The sequence below is a fragment of the Neoluteolibacter marinus genome (genome assembly GCF_014904755.1).
Lineage (GTDB): Bacteria > Verrucomicrobiota > Verrucomicrobiia > Verrucomicrobiales > Akkermansiaceae > Haloferula > Haloferula marina.
In genome coordinates this window covers 1-19290 of record NZ_JACZFQ010000123.1, presented here as the reverse complement: position 1 = coordinate 19290, position 19290 = coordinate 1, and the positions used below count along the sequence as shown (strand labels likewise).

Sequence of the window (19290 nt, the reverse complement as noted above, 5' to 3'; positions counted from 1 at the left end):
ACCGGGCCGCCGGATGAGTAAAGCGGATCTTATCGTGTCAACTCGCCGATCGTCCACGGCTGCTGCCGGTCCGCGGTGGCCGCCCGGACCCGGGCCACCCGCTTCGGCTGAACGCCGGGCGCATCGTTCGACCAGGCGTGGCGGACGAAGGTCAGCACGTCGGCGATGTCCGCGTCGCTCAGTCCCGCCACCGGCGGCATCAGCGAGTTCACGGTGGCCTTGCCGGGCACCTCGACCGGTCCTTGCAGGCCGTGGAGGACAACGCGGATCAACGGGTCGGGATCTCCGCCGACCAACGCCGCGCCGTCGAGCGGCGGGAAGGCGCCATCGACGCCCGCGCCGCTGCGCTGGTGGCAGGCCGCACAGGTCCGCTCATAGACCGCCTCGCCGCGGGCGAGCTTGGCCACCGGAGGATTGTGTTTCTTCTCGATCACCTTCTCGTTGACCGCCTCCTTCAAGGCCTTGGCCAAGGGTGAGTCATCGTTCTCAAGAGCCGCCAGGACCTGCGGCGAGCGGTTGCCGGCGAAGGCGCGGATCGCGGCGGGATAGATGCGTTCCTTCAGCACCGAAGGATCCGGCGGCGTTTCCAGCGAGGCCAGCAGGAAGCCGGTCGAGTGCCGCGCGGCGGCGGCGGCGAAGCAGCGGTCGAGCACCTCGCCGCGCCGCAGTTGCTGCTGGTTGCGGTGCCAATCGCGGAGCTTGCGGCCGAGAGCCTCGTCGGCGGGTTGACGCGCGGCGAGCAGCAGCCACTCGCGGACGACGAAGGGGTCGGACTCCTTCAAGGGATCGAAAGGACACGGTTGCTCCCCTGGCCACAGCGAGAGGGCTGTTCGTCGTTGCTCCGCTTCTGGATGGCCAAGCATTTCCACTAGCAGCGCGGTGCCATCGGCAGACTCCGACGCGAAATAGCCGAGTCCCTTCAAAGCGTGCAGGGCGTGGATCCCATGCTCCTGTTCGGCTGCTTGCACCAGGGAAGGAATAAGATCCTTGGTGTCACGCTGGATGATCTGGCGCTGTGCCTGCAAACGGACCTCAAGCGTGGGATCCGCAAGCGCTGCCATGAGGTGCTGCGGGGGTTGGGGCTCGGATTCGCTGTTCTTCGGGAACACCCGGTAGATCCGCCCCCGTTGCTTGTCCCGCAGCGGTGTCACGTAGGCCGCGCCTTGCCCGCGGTCGACCTTGGTCTGCTCGAAGGGCGCGCCGGGGCGGTTGTGCTGGACGATGATGTTGTACCAATCCGCGATCCACACCGCACCGTCGGGACCGGTTTCCGCCGCCACCGGGGCCGACCAGGCGTCGGAGCTGGCGTAGAGGTTGTTGCCCTCGAACTCGGCGATGAAGTCGGCATTCTCCGTCCGCAGCCGCGCCATCGCGACCAGGTGGCCGGTCGGCTCGCAGACGAAGGCCGTTTTGTACCACCAGTCTTCCGGGAAGCGCCGCCCGGTGTAGACCCCGTGCCCCGCGCCGGCGGTGTAGTGGCGGGCCCTCGCCCACACCTTGCCGTCCCCTAACAACTCGACAGGCGGGTCCCAGCCGTCGGAACCCTGGACATCCAGAGTGACCGGGAAAACGCGCGTCCCGCGATCGGCGCGGTGCACCGGGCCGCCGTCGCCGATGACCTGCCAGCTCGGCTGGCGGTTGGCGGTGGAGCCGAGCACGTCGAAGCTTTCCGTGAAGCCCAGGCCCCAGGTGTTGTTGGTCGTCTTGCCGAGGAACTCGAGCTTCGAGCCGTCCGGCAGGAAGCGGAACACCCCAGTGTCGAACTTCACCGGCACGCCGCCGACCGTCCCCTCGAAGCCCGCGTAGCCGATGGTCGCATAGATCCAACCGTCGAAGCCATAGCGCAGGTTCGACACCCCGGCATGGGTGTCGTGGGTCTTGAAACCTTCGAACAACACTTTCCGCTCGTCCGCCTTGTCGTCACCGTCCTTGTCCGCGAGGAAAAGCATCCGCGGCCCGTCCGTCACGATCGCCCCGCCGTTCACACAGACCACCGAGGTCGCCAGGCTGAGGCCGTCGGCGAACACGGTGAACTTGTCCGCCTTGCCGTCGCCGTCGCTGTCCTCGCAAATCTTCACCCGGTCCCGCTTCGCGCCGCCGTCGTTCGGGTAGTCCATCGCCTCGACCACCCACAGCCGGTCGCGATGATCCCAGGCGATCGCGATCGGGTTCACCACGTCCGGCTCCGCCGCAAACAGCGACAGTTCGAATCCCGCCGGCACCTGCGCCCGCTGCATCGACGCTTCCGGCGACAGCGGCTGCTGGATCTTCGGCACCGGCTTGTCGGTCCGGTAGCGATCGGGCAGCAGCGGAGTCTCGTATGCCAGCGCCGGCAGGTCGCCGACCGAGACCTCGCGCTTCGCCGCCCAGCGGATCCCGCGCACCAAGAGCTCATGGAAGCCTTCCTGCTTCCAGCAGCGCTCGTCGTGGCCGTGCGCGGTGTAGAACACCCGGCCCTTGCCCTGCTCGCGGACCCAGGTCCAGGCCTCGTCGCCGTTGCGCTGCAGGATGGTCAGGTCGTCGGTCATCTTGTGATGCCGATAGGTCTCATCCCACGTTTCGAAGGGCTCGTAGCCCTTCATCGTCGGATGCTCCGGCTCGACCACCCGCGCGGTGAAAACCCCCTCGCCGTGGCCCTCGATCTGGCCGCCGACCAGGTCGATGTAGCCGTCGGTCTTCTTGAAGCAGGCCGACCCGCAATGCACCGGCACGAAGCCGCCGCCATTGTCGATGAAACCCTTCACCGCCGCCAGTTGCGCCGGTGTGATCTCCTGGTGATTCGCGTAAACCAGCAGCACGTCGTACTTCGCCAGATTTGCCGGCGTCAGCGCCTCCATGCGCTTCTCGTAGGTCAGATGGATTCCCCGGTTCCCGCTCGCCTCCTTGAACATCGCGTAGCGGTCGAGCGGCTTGTGATAGAGATCGTCGCCGAAGAACAGCACCTCGATCGGCTCCGCTTCCGGCGCGGTTTTTTCCCCCGCCGCGAACACGAGGGAAGCGAGGAAAACAAGCGGAAGAAGCAGTCGCAGCAAGGCCATGGACGATTCCATACGCGTTCCACCGGCCAAATCCGACGATTTTCCCGCCATCCATCGAGTCATCAGAAAGCATCACCTTTCCCCTCGACACCCCGGGTTCCGCGGGCCAGCTTGCCGGCCGTGACGACGAATCTCCGCGGGCTTCTTGAGCTGCGGCCGCTCCTGCTAGGGCTGGCCTCCCGCTGAACTTTGTCTTTTCCTACCGCCGTCACCCGGACCGCCGCACCTTTCGCGGCCCTCCCTTTTTCGTCATTCGAAAACCCGTCATTCGTCATTTTCCCATGAATCCGTCTTCCATTGCCAAATACCGTCCCTTTCCGCCGGTTTCCTTGCCCGACCGCACCTGGCCGGACCGCACCATCACCACCGCGCCGATCTGGTGCTCGGTCGACCTCCGCGACGGCAACCAGGCCCTGCCGCAGCCGATGTCGATCGAGGAAAAACTCGAGTTCTTCGACCTGTTGTGCCGCGTCGGCTTCAAGCAGATCGAGATCGGCTTCCCCTCCGCCGCTGACACCGAGTTCAACTTCTGCCGCCGCCTGATCGAGGAGAACCGCATCCCCGACGACGTCACCATCCAGATCCTGGTCCAGACCCGCGAGCACCTGATCCGGCGCTCCTTCGAGGCCATCGACGGTGCCAAGCGGGCGATCGTCCACATCTACAACTCGACCTCCCCGCTGCAGCGCCGCGTGACCTTCGGCGACGCTTCCCGCGAGGACATCCGGCAGCTCGCCATCGACGGCGCCAAGCTGGTCAAGGAACTGGTCCCGACCATCCCGCGCACCGAGGTCGTGCTGCAGTATTCGCCGGAATCCTTCTCCGACACCGAGCTGGATTTCGCCTTGGACTGCTGCAACAGCGTGATCGACGTCTGGCAGCCGACGCCGGAGAAGAAGATGATCATCAACCTGCCCGACACCGTCCAGTGGACCACGCCGAACATCCACGCCGACATGATCGAGTGGATGGGCCGCCACTTGAAGAACCGCGAGTCGGTCATCGTGTCCCTGCACACCCACAACGACCGCGGCACCGGCACCGCCGCCACCGAACTCGGCCTGATGGCCGGCGCCGACCGCGTTGAAGGCACGCTCTTCGGCAACGGCGAGCGCACCGGCAACCTCGACATCGTCAACGTGGCGCTGAACATGAACAGCCACGGCATCGAGACCGGCCTCGACTTCTCCGACCTGCCCGCCCTGCGCGCCGTCTACGAGCGCGTCACCCGCATGACCGTCGGCGAGCGCCATCCCTATGCCGGCGAGCTGGTTTTCACCGCCTTCTCCGGCTCCCACCAGGATGCCATCAAGAAGGGCCTCGACCGCCGCGAGAAGGAAACCAAGGACAATCCCGGCATCGCCTGGGGCGTTCCCTATCTGACCATCGACCCGCAGGACATCGGCCGCTCGTACGAGGCGATCATCCGTATCAACTCGCAGTCCGGAAAGGGCGGCGTCGCGTGGATCCTCGACCGCGAGCACGGCCTCGACCTGCCGAAAACGATGCACCCGCAGGTCGGCAAGACCATCTACGACCTCGCCGACCAGCGCGGCCGCGAGTTGTCCGTCGATGAAATCCGCGATGCCTTCTACGAGCTCTTCGCCAACGTCGAGACCCACCTCGCCGTCTCCGACTACGAACTGATCCACCACACCACCGAGCGCGGCACCGTCGAGTGTACGGCGACCATCGTACTCGACGGCGGGGAAAAGCAGATCACCGGCAAGGGCAACGGCCCGATCAATGCCTTCGTCCACGCCATGGAGGGCATCGGCCTCAAGGACTTCAAGGTCACCGACTACCGCTCCCACGCCGTGCGCGGCGGTTCCGACGCCAGCGCCGCCGCCTACGTCCAGGTCCAGCACGACGACGGCCGCATCCTGTGGGGTTGCGGCATCGACCCGTCGATCGAGATGGCCGGCCTCAAGGCGCTGGTCACGGCGTGGAACCTGCTGAGGCAGGATTGAGGGATAAATGTGTCTTGCCGCTTGCCCCGGCGGCGGCAAGACACCACAACATGTCACGCATGAGATCCCTCATCGTGACCTGCCTCGCCCTGTTATCTCATCTCAACGCGGGCGAAAAGAAATCATGGCCTCCGGTCGAGTACGCGCACGTCGTCGCCTACTGCTACGACTACAGCCGTGATCCCCGCGGCAGCACGATTGTCTTCAAGGACGGCAGCCACCACCGTGGCATCATCGTTCCCTTCACCCGCAATCTCCTCGAGTCGAAGCACGCCAAACTGGAAACGTTGCTCAATCCGAAGGAGGAGATGCCTAACGAGGAAGTCGAGTGCTACGACCCCCACCACGCCCTCGTCTTCTACGACAAGGACTGGAAGCCCGTCGCATCGATCGACCTCTGCTTTGCCTGCGCCGACTTCCGGGCCCGGCCCGCGCATCCCGCGAAGGAGCTCGACTGGCGGGCGATCGAAGCGTTCCTGAATGCCCTCGGCATGCCCACCGGTGAGCAGGTGGACTTCACCCGGCTCTTCGAACAACACCAAGGCGCCGAATCGAAACCGGTGTCACCCCGTCCGGCCCGGAAGGCACACGACGACGACGACCCGTTTGCACCCTGAGCAAACGGACCGGCGCGGTGAGGCGCGGGCCGGTGTCGTGGCGCCGCCATTTCCCCCCTGAACGTCCTTTTGAATGGAACCGGGACACCGATCGGTTAGGACCCTTGCGTTCATGAAACCGCTCCCTGTCCGCGCCGCAGCCTTCATCATCCTCTGCCTGAACCTGCAGGCTGCCGGAGCCCAGGAAAACTCCGCGCCTGCCGCCGGGATGCCCGGGATGATCGAGCGCTTCAGCCAGGACCGCGGCGCCCTTGAGCGACTCTATGCCGTGGAGATGTCTCCCGCCCGCCGCGACCGCTTGCGAAATTTTCACGACCAAACACTCGAAGAACTGGCAGCGATCGACTTCGGGTCGCTGGGAAGCAGCGGCCGCATCGATTGGATCCTGCTGCGGAACCATCTGCTCTTCGAGCAGGACCAGCTGGCAGCCGACGCCGCGAAGTCCGCCGAGATCACCGGCCTGCTGCCTTTCGCGGAAACCATCATCCGCCTGGAAGAAGACCGCCGGCTGCTGCGCCACCAGGAGCCGCGCGAAAGCGCCCGCCTGGTCGCGGCCATCCCGGGACAGATCGACGCGATCCGCGAGGATCTTGAGAAACAACTCAAGGCCGGCAAGGCCCCGGGAGCCGTCATCGGACAACGGGCCGCCCGCACGGTCGACCAACTGCGCGGCGCGCTGCGGAACTGGAACCGCTTTTACTCCGACTACCACCCGGCCTTCACCTGGTGGCTGCAGGATCCCTACGCCAAGGCCGACCAATCGCTGGAGGACTACGCCTGGTTCCTGCGTGAAAAACTCGCCGGCTACAAGAAAGGCGAGGACCCGCCGGTCATCGGCGATCCGATCGGCCGCGAGGCGCTGATCCACCACCTGCGGGCGGCGATGATCCCCTACACGCCGGAGGAGCTGCTGGACATCGCCGGCCGCGAGTTCGCCTGGTGCGAGGCCGAGATGAAGCGGGCCGCGGACGACCTCGGATTCAACGGCGACTGGAGCAAGGCGCTCGAGCACGTCAGCGGCAAGCATGTCGAGCCCGGCGAGCAGCCCGCCTTGATCAAGCAGCTGGCCGATGAATCGATCGCCTTCGTCGAGGAGCATGACCTGGTCACCGTCCCGGACCTGGCCAAGGAAACCTGGCGGATGGAAATGATGACGCCCGAGCTGCAGAAGCAGACGCCCTTCTTCACCGGTGGCGAGGTGATCTCGGTGGCCTACCCGACGAGCACGATGAGCCACGAGGACAAGCTGATGGGGATGCGCGGCAACAACATTCACTTCAGCCGTGCGGCAGTGCATCACGAGCTGATTCCGGGCCACCATTTGCAGCTCTACATGGCGCGCCGTTACAACACCCACCGCTCCCTGTTCCGCACCCCCTTCCTGATCGAGGGCTGGGCCTTGCATTGGGAAATGCTTCTCTGGGACCTGGACTTCCAGCGCTCCGCCGAAGACCGGGTCGGCATGCTCTTTTGGCGCTCCCACCGCTGCGCCCGGATCATTTTTTCCCTCAGGTATCACCTTGGCGACATGACGGCCCGGGAGGCGATCGACTACCTGGTCGAACGGGTCGGCCACGAGCGCCGCAACGCCACCGCCGAGGTGCGCCGCACGCTGGAGGGATCCTACGGCCCGCTCTACCAAGCGGCCTACATGCTGGGCGGCCTGCAGCTCCGGGCGCTCCACCGCGACCTGGCTGGATCGGGGAAGATGAGCGACAAGGCCTTCCATGACGCGGTCCTGCTGGAAAACGCGATCCCCATCGAAATGATCCGGGCCAGCCTGAGCAGCCAGGAGCTGGAAAAGGACTTCGCCACCAACTGGCGCTTCTACGAACCATAGACATGTCCCGGATGCGCAGCGGAACCCTTGCCGCCGGACTCGCCGGAAACGCCGTCTGGCAGCAGGTCGCCAGGCAGGTGCCGGCCTGGTTCCGGCGGGAGGCCAGGGCTTGAAAAAACCAGTTGCACCGGGCTTTTCCGAAGCGAGATATTGTCACAGAGCCGGACGAAGCAAGTCGACAAAATCGCGAGCGCCTAAAGAGGATAGCGGTGACTTGGAACCCAAATTTCGCCCGGCTCGCTTCTTTCCCGAACGCCTGTCCGACAACCCGGACAGGCGTTCTTCGTTCTGCCGGCCGAGGCATGCGTTTCGACTCTTTTTCCCGCGGAATCGACCCGCTCCCGTTTGACCGGGGCGATGCCCGGGCGTATCTATCAAGGGTAGCGGAAACCCCGTCGAAAGGAGGTGCCCATGGCCGGCCTTGAACCCTTGAATACCCTCTTGTCCACAGCTCCAGCCCCGCCCTCCGGCGGCTGCCGCTGAATCCGGGGCCCGCGATTCCGCCGGCCCCACGGGTCAACCCGCCGGAGTGCTTCCGGTATCTCCGGCACAACCGAAAGCGAGGAGATTCCCATGATTGCGAAATCACTCAAAGACTATCTCGACCGCAACAAGGTCAAATACATCACCATCATCCACTCCCCCGCCTACACCGCCGCCGAGGTGGCCCAGGCAGCCCACATTCCCGGCGCGATCATGGCGAAGACCGTGATGGTCGAGGTGGATGGAAACCTGGAGATGGCGGTCGTTCCCGCCAACCAGCGGGTGCGGCTCGACGACATCCGTGACCTGACCGCCACCGATGACGTGCGGCTGGCTCACGAGGACGAGTTCAAGCGCCACTTCCCCGACTGCGAGGCCGGCGCCATGCCCCCGTTCGGCAACCTCTACGACATGACGACCTTCATCTCGCCGCGGCTGGCCGCGGAAGGGGAGATCGCCTTCAATGCCGGCTCCCACACGGAGGTCATCCGGATGAACTGGTCCGATTACCAGCGACTCGTCAAACCGCGGGTCGCCAGCTTCACGGTGTGAACCCACGCCGCGGCGGCGGCCGCCGCAAACCGGTGATCGCCGCCGGAAAGGCGGGCGCGGATGATCGCGCTTCGCCGGCAATGATTGCGCGTGCATGCTCAGACTGACGACACGGCATTGGTCGGCAGGTCCCTTTTCCGGCTAGCCTGCCGGCGATGAAAACAATCGACGGATCCCAATTGATCGACCAGCTGAACTGGCGCTACGCGACGAAACAATTCGACCCCGACCGCAAGATCCCGGCGGATCAATGGGCCGCGCTGGAAGAGGCGCTGGTGCTTTCGCCATCCAGCCTCGGGCTCCAGGCCTGGGGATTCGTGGTGGTGGAGGATCCGGCGGTCCGCGAGGAACTGAAGGCCGTGTCGTGGGGCCAGGCGCAGGTCACCGACGCCTCGCACCTGGTGGTCTTCACGGCCCGGACCGACTACACCGAGGCCGACATCGAGACCTACATGCAGCGCATCAGCGAGGTCCGCGGGGTGCCGGTGGAATCGCTCGCCCCGTTCCGCGAGATGGTCAGCGGCAGCGTCAACGGCCAGTCGCCCGAGGCCCGCGCCCAGTGGCTCGCCCGCCAGCCGTATCTCGCCCTCGGCGTGCTGCTGACGGCCGCCGCGCTGATGGGGATCGACGCCTGCCCGATGGAAGGCATCGTCCCGGCCGAATACAACCGCATCCTCGGACTCGGGGAAAAGGGCCTGACCGCGCTGGCCGTGGCGACCGTCGGGTATCGCTCGGAAGACGACAAATACGCGTCGCTGCCGAAAGTCCGCTTCGCCACCGAAAAGGTGATCAACCGGGTTTAGTGCTACTCCATCGCACAGCGCCACGCCACGACGTTGGCGCCGTCGATGCCCTTGATTTCACTGAACTCCCAGACGCCGGGGGTCGCGGTGGCGACAAACTTGGTCTTGGCTTCGTCGTCGCTCCCTTGCTCCTTGGCGAAGATGTTCCAGGCGAACTTCACGGTGTCGCCGTCGACCCGGATCTCGACGTCGAATCCGGCGCGGCTCTCGTCGGCGACGGCCTGGTCCTTCGCCAGGGACAACTTCCCCTCCGCCATCATCCAGGCCGACCGTTCACCGCCACGGACCCAGAAAGAGGACTCCTTCCAGAGTTCGCCGCGCCCGGTGAGCCACTCGAAGGCCTTGTCGCGGGTCTCCGGCTTCGACTTGGCCAGCGTCCCCAAGTCTGCCTCCGGCAATTTGAACCAGAGCATCTCGACCTTGCCGACCGGGTCGCCCGCCGCAGCCTCGTCTTCCGGTGCGGTCGTGGTGGCGAGACGCCATAGCATCAGCGTCTCTTTGCCATCGCCCCAGCGGGCATCCTCCCGCCAGGTTCCGGGGCGGACCGGAATTGAACCATGGCTGTGAAAACTCCGGTAGCCCTTGCTGTCCTCCGGCAGATCGACCTCCGCCGCGAGCCGGGCAACGACCCCCTTCGCGGCGATCCGGGCACCTTCCACCTCCAGCTTGACCCCCCGCTCCTTGGCCACCTCGCCGCCGAATTCGATCGGATCCATCGGCATCGACATCTCGACCGTCTCGCCCCGCCAGGGGTTGACCTCCATGAAATCGCCCAGCATGCCGATCCCCGGCCGCTGCAGGATCTCGTCCATCGCCTCCGGCTTCGCCTTCTCAAGGCGGGAGTGAATCAAGGCGCCCTCCTTCGCCGGGACTTGGAGCAGGACGTATCGCACCATCTCCTCGGCCCGGCCCGGGATCGCCGACGCGGCGAGGCTGACAACGGCGCCGATGAGGGCAAAACGGGAAGACGGGGACTTGGGTTTCATGGGTTTGCGGCGTTCATTCCGCGGCTCTCACGTCCTGCATGATGATCTGCAGGCTGGTCCGGCCCCGGAAGGTGTTGCGGTCGATGGTGAAAGCGATGTCCCACGGTGGATCCGGCAGGACGACCTCCCCGCCGCCGAAATAGACCGCATCCTGCTCGTGGTAGCCCTGGCGCAGGTTGAGCCGCAGGTGATGGTTTTTCATGTGCACCGGCGGCCGGCTGAGATGAACGCCGCGCGCCATGAAAATCGGCTGCGGGTTGCCGTTTCCGAAGGGCTGGAGCAGCTCGTAATCCGAGAGGAACTCGAGCGACAGCTGGTCGAAGGTGATCTCGGCATCCACCCGCAGCTTCGGCTGGCGTTGCTCGGGCGCGGTGTTGCTGAGCACGAATTCCGCGAACTCCTTGCGAAACACCTCGATCTTGTCCTCCGCGATGGAAAGGCCGGCCGCCATGTCGTGGCCGCCACCGGCGACGAGATGGTGGCGGCAGGCATTGATCGCCTGCACCAGCGAGACGCCTTCGATGCTGCGCCCGCTGCCCTTGCCGATGCCGGCCTCGTCGATGGCGATGATGAAGGTCGGCTTGTGGAACTGCCGCATCAGCCGCGAGGCGACGATGCCGACGACCCCCGGGTGCCAGCTGCGTGAACCGAGCACGATCACCGGATCGCGCTCCGGATCGAAGGTTGCCTGGAGCATCTCCATCGCCTCCTTGCGGATCTGGTTTTCATGCGCCTGCCGGCGCTTGTTGTAGTCGTCGAGCCGCTCCGCCAGGTCGCGGGCGAGGCGCTTGCAGTCGGTCAAGAGGGTGGCCAGCGCATCCTCGGGGACGTCCATCCGGCCGGCGGCGTTGAGGCGCGGCCCGATCCGGAAGCCGACGTCCATCGACGTCGCCTTGCCGTTCATGCCGGTCACTTCCTGCAGTGCCCGCAGGCCGGGGTTGAGGGTCAGCGGCAAGCGCTTGAGACCATGGCGGACCAGCAGCCGGTTTTCGCCGATCATCGGCACGATGTCGGCAATCGTCGCGACCGCCACCAGGTCGAGCAGCTCCTTGAGATCGAAACCGTCCGCCGGCCGCGTCTTCATCATCGCGTGGGCCAGCTTGAAGCAGACGCCGGCGGCGCAGAGATAGGTCGGGCCACCGCCGGACTTCGGATTGACCAAGGCGATCACGTCCGGCCGGCCGCGCGGCCCCGGCTCGTGGTGATCCACGACGATCACATCGACGCCCTCCGCCCGCAGCGAGGCGATTTCATCGACCGACACCGTGCCGCAATCGACCGCGATCAACAGATCCGGCTTGGAGCCCTCGGCCATGCAGCGCTTCAGTGCCGCGGCGCTGAGGCCGTAGCCCTCGCTGCTGCGGCGGGGGATGAAATGCCGCGGTTCCAGGCCGTAGGCGTGCAGCAGCTTGCGCATCACGGTGATCGAGGTGACCCCGTCGACGTCGTAGTCGCCGTAGATGCAGACATTCTCGCTCCGCTCCACGGCGGCGAGAATGCGCTCCACGGCCTCGTGCATCTCGTTGATCTCGAACGGATCGCCCAGATCCCGCAACTTCGGCCGCAGGAAGTTCTCGAGGTTCTCCCCCACCGGCAGCCCGCGCTGGCGGATCAAATGTTCCAGGATGGCGGGAAACGGGTGGCCGTCCCCGCTTCCATTGGCATGGAAAGGGTCGCCGCAGAGGATCCAGTCGGCGGGGAGGGCTCGCATTGGTCGCGCACCCTAGGAGCGGTGTTCATGCCACTCAAGCCCGCATCCACGTCAGTCGAACATGGTTGGCAGGCCCGGGTCCGCCACGTGGGCAAATGCCAGCTCCACGTAGTGCGGGGCCGCCCGGAAGGGGCAAAGCTCCGGCAACGCGTCCGACGCGAAAAATCCCGCCCCGTCGGTCTCGTGACCGTCCCCGGCCACGTCCGCGGTGCCGTTCGGCCGGCACAGGAAGACCAGCTTGTAGACGTGTTCCGGCTGCCGCGGGTGGCCCTGGCGGTCCTTGTCCCAGCAGGCGATCAGTTTGACCACCTCGACCTCGATGCCGGCCTCTTCCCGGACTTCCTTGGCGGCATTTCCCGCCGGGCTCTCGTTGAGGTCCGCCCAGCCGCCCGGCAACGTCCACTGGCCGCTGCCGGCCTCCCGGACCAGCAGGATCTTGCCGTCGTCGATCACCGCCGCCCGCACGTCCACCTTCGGCGTGGCATAGCCGAATTCGACCGGCCAGCGGAACTCCCGTGCCTCGCCGGTCAGGAGTTCGGACGCGATTTCGTGCAAGCGCCGGTAGCGTTCCAGGTCGTAGGGACCCTCCGAATAGCGCAGGCCGGCCTCGGCCATCGACTTCAGTTCGCGGCTGATCGCCAGCAGATCACGGTTCACGGCGTACGATTGCGGGGGAACCCGGACGGCTTGTCGATGGCCATTTCGATGGACCGGATCCGGAGCCGCGGACCGCCGGGTCAGCCGGGGGACCACCCGAAAGACCACTTTCTTCATTTTCAGCACAATTTCCTTCGCCTACCAACTCCGCATGCACCCGTTTCTCGATGAAACCTTTCACGTCCGCTGGTCCACGCTCGTCCCCGAGGCGGTCGAGCCCGACATCCGGCACGCCCTGGAAATCGCCCGCGAGCGCATCGAGGCGGTCTGCCAGGTCACGCCAGACACCGCGACCTACGAAAACACCTACGCGGCCTTCGAGGAAGCCAACGACCTGCTCTCCCTCGGGTGGGGCCGCCTGCAGCACCTCGACTCGGTCTGCGACGAGCCCGCCCAGCGCGCCGCCCTCAACGCGATGCTGCCGGAAGTGTCCGAGCACTACGCGTCGATCCCCCTCAACGACCGCCTGTGGGCCGTCCTGAAGGCCTTCGGGGAATCCGCCGCGGTCAAGGATCTGCCGCCGGTCCAGCAGCGCTTCATCGAGGAGACGATGCTCGACTTCGTCCAGTCCGGTGCCGACCTCCCGCCGGACAAGAAGTCCCGGGTGGCCGCCCTCGAGGCCGAACTTTCCAAGGTCACCAAGCTCTACTCCGAGCACGTCCTCGACTCGACCAACGCCTGGGACCTGGTCATCACCGACGAGGCCAAGCTCGCCGGCCTGCCGGCCTCGGCCAAGGCCGCCGCCCTGGCCAACGCCAATGCCAAGGAGCTGGCCACCGACGACAAGCCGGCGTGGCGCTTCACGCTGCAGATGCCGTCGATGTTCCCGGTGATGCAGCACCTCGACGACGACGGCATCCGCCGCCAGGTCTGGGAAGCCTCGACCCAGGTCGCCTCGAACGGCGACAAGGACAACACCCCGCTGGTCTGGAAGATCCTCGAGCTGCGGAAAGAAAAGGCCGGGCTGCTCGGCAACGCCCATTTCGCCGACCTCACCCTGCAACGGCGGATGGCCCGCTCCGGCGAGAATGCGCTCGGCTTCGTCGAAGACCTCCACGACCGCATCCAGGGTGCCTTCAACACCGAGTACCGCGAGCTTTGCGACTACAAGGCCCGCGTCACCGAAGCCCCCGTCGACGGCCTCGAACCCTGGGAGTTCGCCTACTGGTCGGAACGCCGGCGACAGGAGGAATACGATCTCGATGACGAGGTGCTGCGGCCCTATTTCCCGGTCGACCGCGTGATGAGCGGCATGTTCGACCTCTGCTCGAAGCTGTTCGGGATCACCCTGAAGGAGCGGGAATCGGTCTACTACGAGCGCGGCCAACGGCCCGCCGACGCGCCGGCCGATGCGATCGAGGTCTGGCACCCCGAGGTGAAATTCTACGACCTCAGCGACAGCGCCACCGGCGCGCACCTCGGGTCGTTCTACGCCGACTGGCACCCGCGCGAGTCGAAGCGCGGCGGTGCCTGGATGAACTGCCTCTTCACCGGCCACCCGGGCGGCGACGGCAAGGCCCGCGAGCCCCACCTCGGCCTGATCACCGGCAACATGACGCCGCCGGTCGACGGCAAGCCCGCCCTGCTGACCCACGGCGAGGTCGAGACCATCTTCCACGAGTTCGGCCACCTGCTCCACGGGCTGCTGAGTGACGTCGCCGTGCGCTCGCTCGCCGGCACCAACGTCCCGTGGGACTTCGTCGAGCTGCCTTCGCAGATCATGGAGAACTTCTGCTGGGACCGCCAGTCGCTCGACCTCTTCGCCCGCCATCACGAGACCGGCGAGCCGATCCCCGACGAGCTCTTCGACCGCATGATCGCGGCGAAGAACTATCTCAGCGCGACCGCCTTCATGCGCCAGCTGGCCTTCGGCAAGCTCGACCTGGAACTCCACATCCACCTCGACCGCTACCTCGGCAAGGACCTCGATGCCGTCGACCGCGAGATCCTCGAGTCCTACCGCGTGCCGCTGAAAACCGAGACCCCGAGCATGGCGCGGCGTTTCGGCCACCTGTTCAGCTCGGCCACCGGCTACGCCGCCGGCTACTACTCCTACAAGTGGGCCGAAGTCCTCGATGCCGACGCCTTCACCCGATTCCAGGAGAATGGTGTGATCGACCCGACCACCGGCGCCGCCTTCCGCGAGCACATCCTGTCGAAGGGCAACTCGGCCCCGGTCGACGAGCTCTACCGCCGCTTCATGGGCCGCGATGCCGCATTGGATCCCCTGTTGATCCGCTCCGGGCTGGCCGAACCGGCATTGGCGTGATCCATTGCCGGCCCCACATGCGCACCGGCATCCTCTACCTCGTCTCGGGGCCCTCGGGCTCGGGGAAATCGACGCTCTGCCGCCGCCTCGCCGCCGAAGGCGAGGCGGAGTTCTCGATCTCCTGCACCACCCGCCAACCGCGCTTCGGCGAGACCCACGGCCGGGAGTACTACTTCCTCACCGTCGATGAATTCCAGCAGCGCGTCGCCGCCGGGGATTTCCTCGAGCACGCCCTGGTCCACGGCAACCACTACGGCACCCTGCGCAGCGAGGTGCTCGAACGTCTGGAGGAAGGCACCGATGTGGTGATGGACATCGACGTCCAGGGTGCCGCCCAGGTCCGCGCCTGCGCCGACCCGGCGATCCGCAAGGCGCTGGTCGACCTCTTCGTCATGCCGCCGGATGAAGACGAACTAGCCCGCCGCCTGCGCGGCCGCGGCACCGACAGCGACGAGGTCATCGAACTGCGCCTGCGCAACGCCATCGACGAAATGCGCCACTGGCCGGAGTACCGCTACCGCCTGCTTTCCGGTGCGCCGGAGAATGACTACGCGCGCTTCAAGTCCCTCCTCTTCGGCGAGCGGATGCGGGTGGCGAGGTTGGTGGCTGGGTAAGACGGGCTCCTCAAATACGGGCCGTTTGTGAAACACCCGTGGAACAGCTTCTCATCCGATAGCCTTATTCCGTGGAACTCCCGTGGAACATATCACTCTCCCGTCCAAGCCGACTAAAGTCGGCGCTCCGCCGAGCATTCAAGGGAGCGCCGGATTCATCCGGCTTGGACAGAAGGCGAAGCCCCTCATCGGCCAGCCCGAACTGGCCCGTCACTTCACCAGCCGCTCCGCCAGCTCCCACTCCTCGTGGTAGCGCTTGAAGCTGCGCAAGGCCCATTCCGCTTCGGCGAGCACCACCCAATGGCCGGCGGCGTCGCGCGCCAAGGCACTGCCACCCGGCATGTCGTCGGTCGGCGGGTTCACTCCGGTGACCGGTTGGCCGTCTTTCATCAGCCAGCGGACGATCGACCACGGGCAGGATTCAACCACCACTTCGGCACCGTATTCGTTCTCCATCCGGTGCTTGAGCACCTCGAACTGCAGCGGCCCGATCGCCCCCAGCAGCGCGCTGCCACCCATCCCGGTTTCGAAAAGCTGGGTCACGCCCTCGCGCACCAGCTGGTCGAGGCCGGCGCGGAAACGCTTGGCGGTGCCGGTGCTGCGGCCGCGGATCGTGGCAAAGCACTCCGGCGGGAAGATCGGGATCTCGTCGAACTTGATCGAGTTGTCGGAGGTCAGCGTGTCGCCGATCTCGAAAGGCTGGTTGCCCACCAGGCCGACCACGTCGCCGGCGAAGGCTTCCTCGACGATCTCCCGCTCCTGGGCGAAAAGGCGCTGCGAATTCGACAGGCGGATCTGCTTCGCCGCCGAGCCGTGCCACACCTGCATGTCGCGCTCGAACTTGCCGGAGACCACGCGGATGAAGGCCATGCGGTCGCGGTGCTTCGGGTTCATGTTGGCCTGGATCTTGAAGACGAAGGCACTGAAGCGCTTGTCCTCGGGCTCGATCATGGTCTCGCCCGACTTGCGGCCAGCCGGCTGCGGAGCCATTGCCAGGAAGCCGTCGAGCAGCAGCTGGATGCCGAAATTGTTCGCCGCCGAACCAAAGAACACCGGCGTCAGCTCGCCCGCCAGCACCCGCTCCTGGTCGAAGGGCGCGCCGGCGATGTCGAGCAGCTCCATTTCCTCGATCGCCTTGTCAACCAGATCGCCGTCGACGTGCTCGCGCACCGCCGGGTCGGTCAAGCCGACCACCGATACCGGCGCGCGGTAGGCACCGGCCTTGGTTTTCTCGAACAGGTTCAGCTGCCCGTCGCGGCGCTGGATCAGCCCGCGGAAGCGCGGTCCGTCGCCCAGCGGCCAGTTCATCGGGTGCGAGGCGATGCCGAGCACGCTCTCGATCTCGTCGATCAGCTCGATCGGCGGCCGGGTCGGTCGGTCGAGCTTGTTGATGAAGGTGAAAATCGGGATCCCGCGCAGGCGGCAGATCTCGAAGAGCTTGCGGGTCCGCGCCTCGACGCCCTTGCCGGCGTCGACGACCATGATCACGGCGTCGACCGCGGTCAGCACGCGGTAGGTGTCTTCCGAGAAGTCCTCGTGGCCCGGGGTGTCGAGCAGGTTGACGTTGAAGCCGCCGTAGCTGAACTGCAGGACGGTCGAGGAGATCGAGATCCCGCGTTGCTTTTCCAGTTCCATCCAGTCCGACGCCGTGCCGCGGCGGTCGCGGCGCGAGGTCACGCTGCCGGCCAGGTCGATGGCGCCGCCGTAGAGCAGGAACTTCTCGGTGAGCGTGGTTTTCCCGGCATCCGGGTGGGAGATGATGGCGAGGGTGCGGCGGATGGAAGACGGATGGGACACGGTGGCGGGCGGAGGGAAGCACGCGGCGGGAGCGGAGCCAAGGATTCATCGGTCGCCCGGCCTCGCCGCCGTCCTTTCTTACCAAACGGTTACGGAAGGCGATCTTGCGGAAACAAGGGATTCTGGGCTTTTGGGCAGGAAGCGGTTCGTTCTCATCCATTTCTCATCGGTGGGCGGCGATCCTGCAAAAAACGGCAATTCCCCGCCTCCCCCGGAACGTAGACGACACGCATCCATGGACATCCTGCTCGTTGAAGACGAACCCCAGCTCGCCAACCAGGTCAGCCGGGCGCTGACCAAGGCCGGCCACGTCGTGACCACCGCGGCCGACGGGCCCGCCGGCCTCGACGCGGCCACCGCGCATCACTTCGACCTGCTGCTGCTGGACGTGAATCTGCCGGGATTCGATGGGTTTGAACTGCTCGACCGGGTGCGCAAGGCGGGTCTGCCGGTGAGGGTGATGATGCTCACCGCCCGCTCCGAGATCGGCGACCGGGTCGCGGGGCTCAAGGCCGGCGCCGACGACTACCTGACCAAACCTTTCGCGCTCGAGGAACTGCTCGCGCGGGTCGAGGTGCTCGGCCGCCGGACCGCGGGCGCGGCGGAGGTGCGGGAGTCGGTGCTGAGGAACGGCAGCCTGTGCATGGACGCCGCGAAACGCCGGGTGGTCCTCGGCGAGGACAAGGTGGAGCTCTCGCCCCGCGAGTTCGAGGTCCTGCAGATTTTCATGCAGGAGCCCGGCCGGACCTTCACCCGCGATGAGATCTGCGAACGGATCTGGGCGCGCGAGCACGAGTACGACACCCGCACCGTGGAGATCTTCATCATGCGCCTGCGCAAGAAGCTCGACCAGCCGGGCACCGAGTCGGTGATTGGCACGGTGCGGGGGGTCGGCTATGTGCTGCACCGCGCCGAATGAAGTGGAACTCGCTGCATCTCCGGGTCGGCCTCTATTCCGGCCTGGTGACCATCGTTTGCCTGGTGGCGGTGGCGGCGATCCTGATCCCCAGCGTCCGCCATCACCAGGTGCTGCAGGTCGACCGGATGATGAAAGACGGCGCGGACGAGTTGATCTGGGATCTGGTCAATTTCCGCGACGCCCCGGTGGATCCCAGCCACGACCTGGAACCGCGCAATCTCCCGCTGGCGCTGCAGCGCATGTCGGTCGAGGTCCAGGGTACCGATTCCCAAATCGTCTACCGGTCGGGCGGCTCGCTCCATCTCCCCGATGACCTTGCCGCCGGGGAAACGCGCGACATCCACCACGACGGCCAGTCCTACCGCGTCGGCGCCTGGCAGCAAGGGCCCTACTTCGTGAAACTGGGCACGGATCTGGCCCCGGTCACCGATTACCAGCAGGTGCTCGTCAAGGGCCTCCTCATCGCCCTGCCGGCGGCCGGCTTGATCGCCTTCACCGGCGGGCTGTTGACGGCGCGAAAGGCCGTCGCGCCGGTGGCCGCACTGGGCGAAGCGGCGGAAAGGATCAGCGTCCATGCCCCCGGCGAGCGACTGCCGCAGCCGCTGCACGACGACGAGATCGGCCGCCTGGCCCGCGTGTTGAACCGCAGCTTCGACCGGCTGCAGGCGTCTTACCAGGCGGCGACGCGCTTCTCCGCAGATGCCTCCCACCAGCTCAAGACCCCGATCGCCGTGCTCCGCGCCGGGCTCGATCATCTTTCCCGCGAGCCCGGCATCACGACGGCCCAACAGGAGGAGATCTCGGTGCTGCTCCAGCAAACCCGCCGGCTCACCGCCTTGACCGACGACCTGCTGATGCTGTCGCAGGCAGATGCCGGCCGGCTCGCCCTGCACCCGGTCCCCCTCGACCTGGTGCCGCTGATTTCGGCCGCCGCGGATGATCTGGGAACACTCGCCGTCGACAAGGATCTCCGCGTGGTGGAGACGCTCCCCGACCGGCTGCCCGTGACCGCCGACCGCGGCGCGGTCTCGATG

14 protein-coding genes are annotated in these 19290 nt (G+C 66.2%); 9 read left to right on the top strand and 5 right to left on the bottom strand.

Annotated elements, in window-relative coordinates; translation table 11 throughout:
* Nucleotides 1–29: 29 nt before the first annotated feature.
* Nucleotides 30–3038, bottom strand: coding sequence for a PVC-type heme-binding CxxCH protein (locus IG178_RS22905; RefSeq protein ID WP_193214922.1), 3009 nt, complete (start codon nucleotides 3036–3038; stop codon nucleotides 30–32).
* A gap of 281 nt (nucleotides 3039–3319) precedes the next feature.
* Here IG178_RS22905 and leuA point away from each other — a divergent pair, with 281 nt between their 5' ends.
* The 5 genes from leuA to IG178_RS22880 all read left to right on the top strand — a co-directional run bounded on the left by leuA (nucleotide 3320) and on the right by IG178_RS22880 (nucleotide 9303).
* Complete coding sequence (gene leuA, locus IG178_RS22900) at nucleotides 3320–5008, top strand: 2-isopropylmalate synthase (protein ID WP_193214921.1); 1689 nt, start codon at nucleotides 3320–3322, stop codon at nucleotides 5006–5008.
* Between the two features lie 59 nt (nucleotides 5009–5067).
* Entirely contained in the window at nucleotides 5068–5625 is a 558-nt protein-coding gene (locus IG178_RS22895; RefSeq protein ID WP_193214920.1) for a hypothetical protein, read from the top strand.
* Between the two features lie 112 nt (nucleotides 5626–5737).
* Entirely contained in the window at nucleotides 5738–7465 is a 1728-nt protein-coding gene (locus IG178_RS22890) for a DUF885 family protein (RefSeq protein ID WP_226895701.1), read from the top strand.
* A 573-nt stretch (nucleotides 7466–8038) separates the two neighbouring features.
* A complete protein-coding gene (locus tag IG178_RS22885; RefSeq protein WP_193214919.1) occupies nucleotides 8039–8500 on the top strand; it encodes an aminoacyl-tRNA deacylase in 462 nt (153 codons plus the stop codon).
* A 155-nt stretch (nucleotides 8501–8655) separates the two neighbouring features.
* On the top strand, nucleotides 8656–9303 hold the full coding sequence (locus tag IG178_RS22880) for an NAD(P)H-dependent oxidoreductase (protein ID WP_193214918.1): 648 nt from the start codon (nucleotides 8656–8658) through the stop codon (nucleotides 9301–9303).
* 2 nt (nucleotides 9304–9305) lie between these two features.
* On the opposite strand, the gene IG178_RS22875 is transcribed toward IG178_RS22880, so the two are convergent.
* From IG178_RS22875 to IG178_RS22865, 3 genes are read right to left on the bottom strand one after another with little or no spacing between them, the layout of a single operon-like run.
* Nucleotides 9306–10289 (bottom strand): hypothetical protein, encoded by a 984-nt coding sequence (locus IG178_RS22875; RefSeq protein ID WP_193214917.1) that lies wholly within the window; start codon nucleotides 10287–10289, stop codon nucleotides 9306–9308.
* Between the two features lie 13 nt (nucleotides 10290–10302).
* Nucleotides 10303–12000: a single-stranded-DNA-specific exonuclease RecJ gene (gene recJ / locus IG178_RS22870; protein ID WP_193214916.1), complete on the bottom strand. Its 1698-nt coding sequence runs from the start codon at nucleotides 11998–12000 to the stop codon at nucleotides 10303–10305.
* Nucleotides 12001–12051: 51 nt separating this feature from the next.
* Nucleotides 12052–12657 (bottom strand): NUDIX hydrolase, encoded by a 606-nt coding sequence (locus IG178_RS22865; protein ID WP_343226034.1) that lies wholly within the window; start codon nucleotides 12655–12657, stop codon nucleotides 12052–12054.
* Between the two features lie 151 nt (nucleotides 12658–12808).
* On the opposite strand from IG178_RS22865, the gene IG178_RS22860 reads away from it, so the two are divergent.
* On the top strand, nucleotides 12809–14926 hold the full coding sequence (locus IG178_RS22860) for a M3 family metallopeptidase (protein WP_193214914.1): 2118 nt from the start codon (nucleotides 12809–12811) through the stop codon (nucleotides 14924–14926).
* 17 nt (nucleotides 14927–14943) lie between these two features.
* Nucleotides 14944–15540, top strand: coding sequence for a guanylate kinase (gene gmk, locus IG178_RS22855; RefSeq protein ID WP_193214913.1), 597 nt, complete (start codon nucleotides 14944–14946; stop codon nucleotides 15538–15540).
* 210 nt (nucleotides 15541–15750) lie between these two features.
* On the opposite strand, the gene IG178_RS22850 is transcribed toward gmk, so the two are convergent.
* Nucleotides 15751–17337 carry a peptide chain release factor 3 gene (locus IG178_RS22850; RefSeq protein WP_193214912.1) on the bottom strand — a complete coding sequence of 529 codons (1587 nt, stop codon included), beginning with the start codon at nucleotides 17335–17337 and terminating at the stop codon, nucleotides 15751–15753.
* 235 nt (nucleotides 17338–17572) lie between these two features.
* Between IG178_RS22850 and IG178_RS22845 the strand changes: the two genes are divergently transcribed.
* Together IG178_RS22845 and IG178_RS22840 are read left to right on the top strand one after the other, a co-directional pair.
* A complete protein-coding gene (locus tag IG178_RS22845) occupies nucleotides 17573–18256 on the top strand; it encodes a response regulator transcription factor (protein ID WP_193214911.1) in 684 nt (227 codons plus the stop codon).
* Nucleotides 18253–19290: sensor histidine kinase (locus IG178_RS22840; RefSeq protein ID WP_193214910.1), on the top strand; the 1038-nt coding region annotated here is incomplete at its 3' end. The genes IG178_RS22845 and IG178_RS22840, both read left to right, overlap by 4 nt.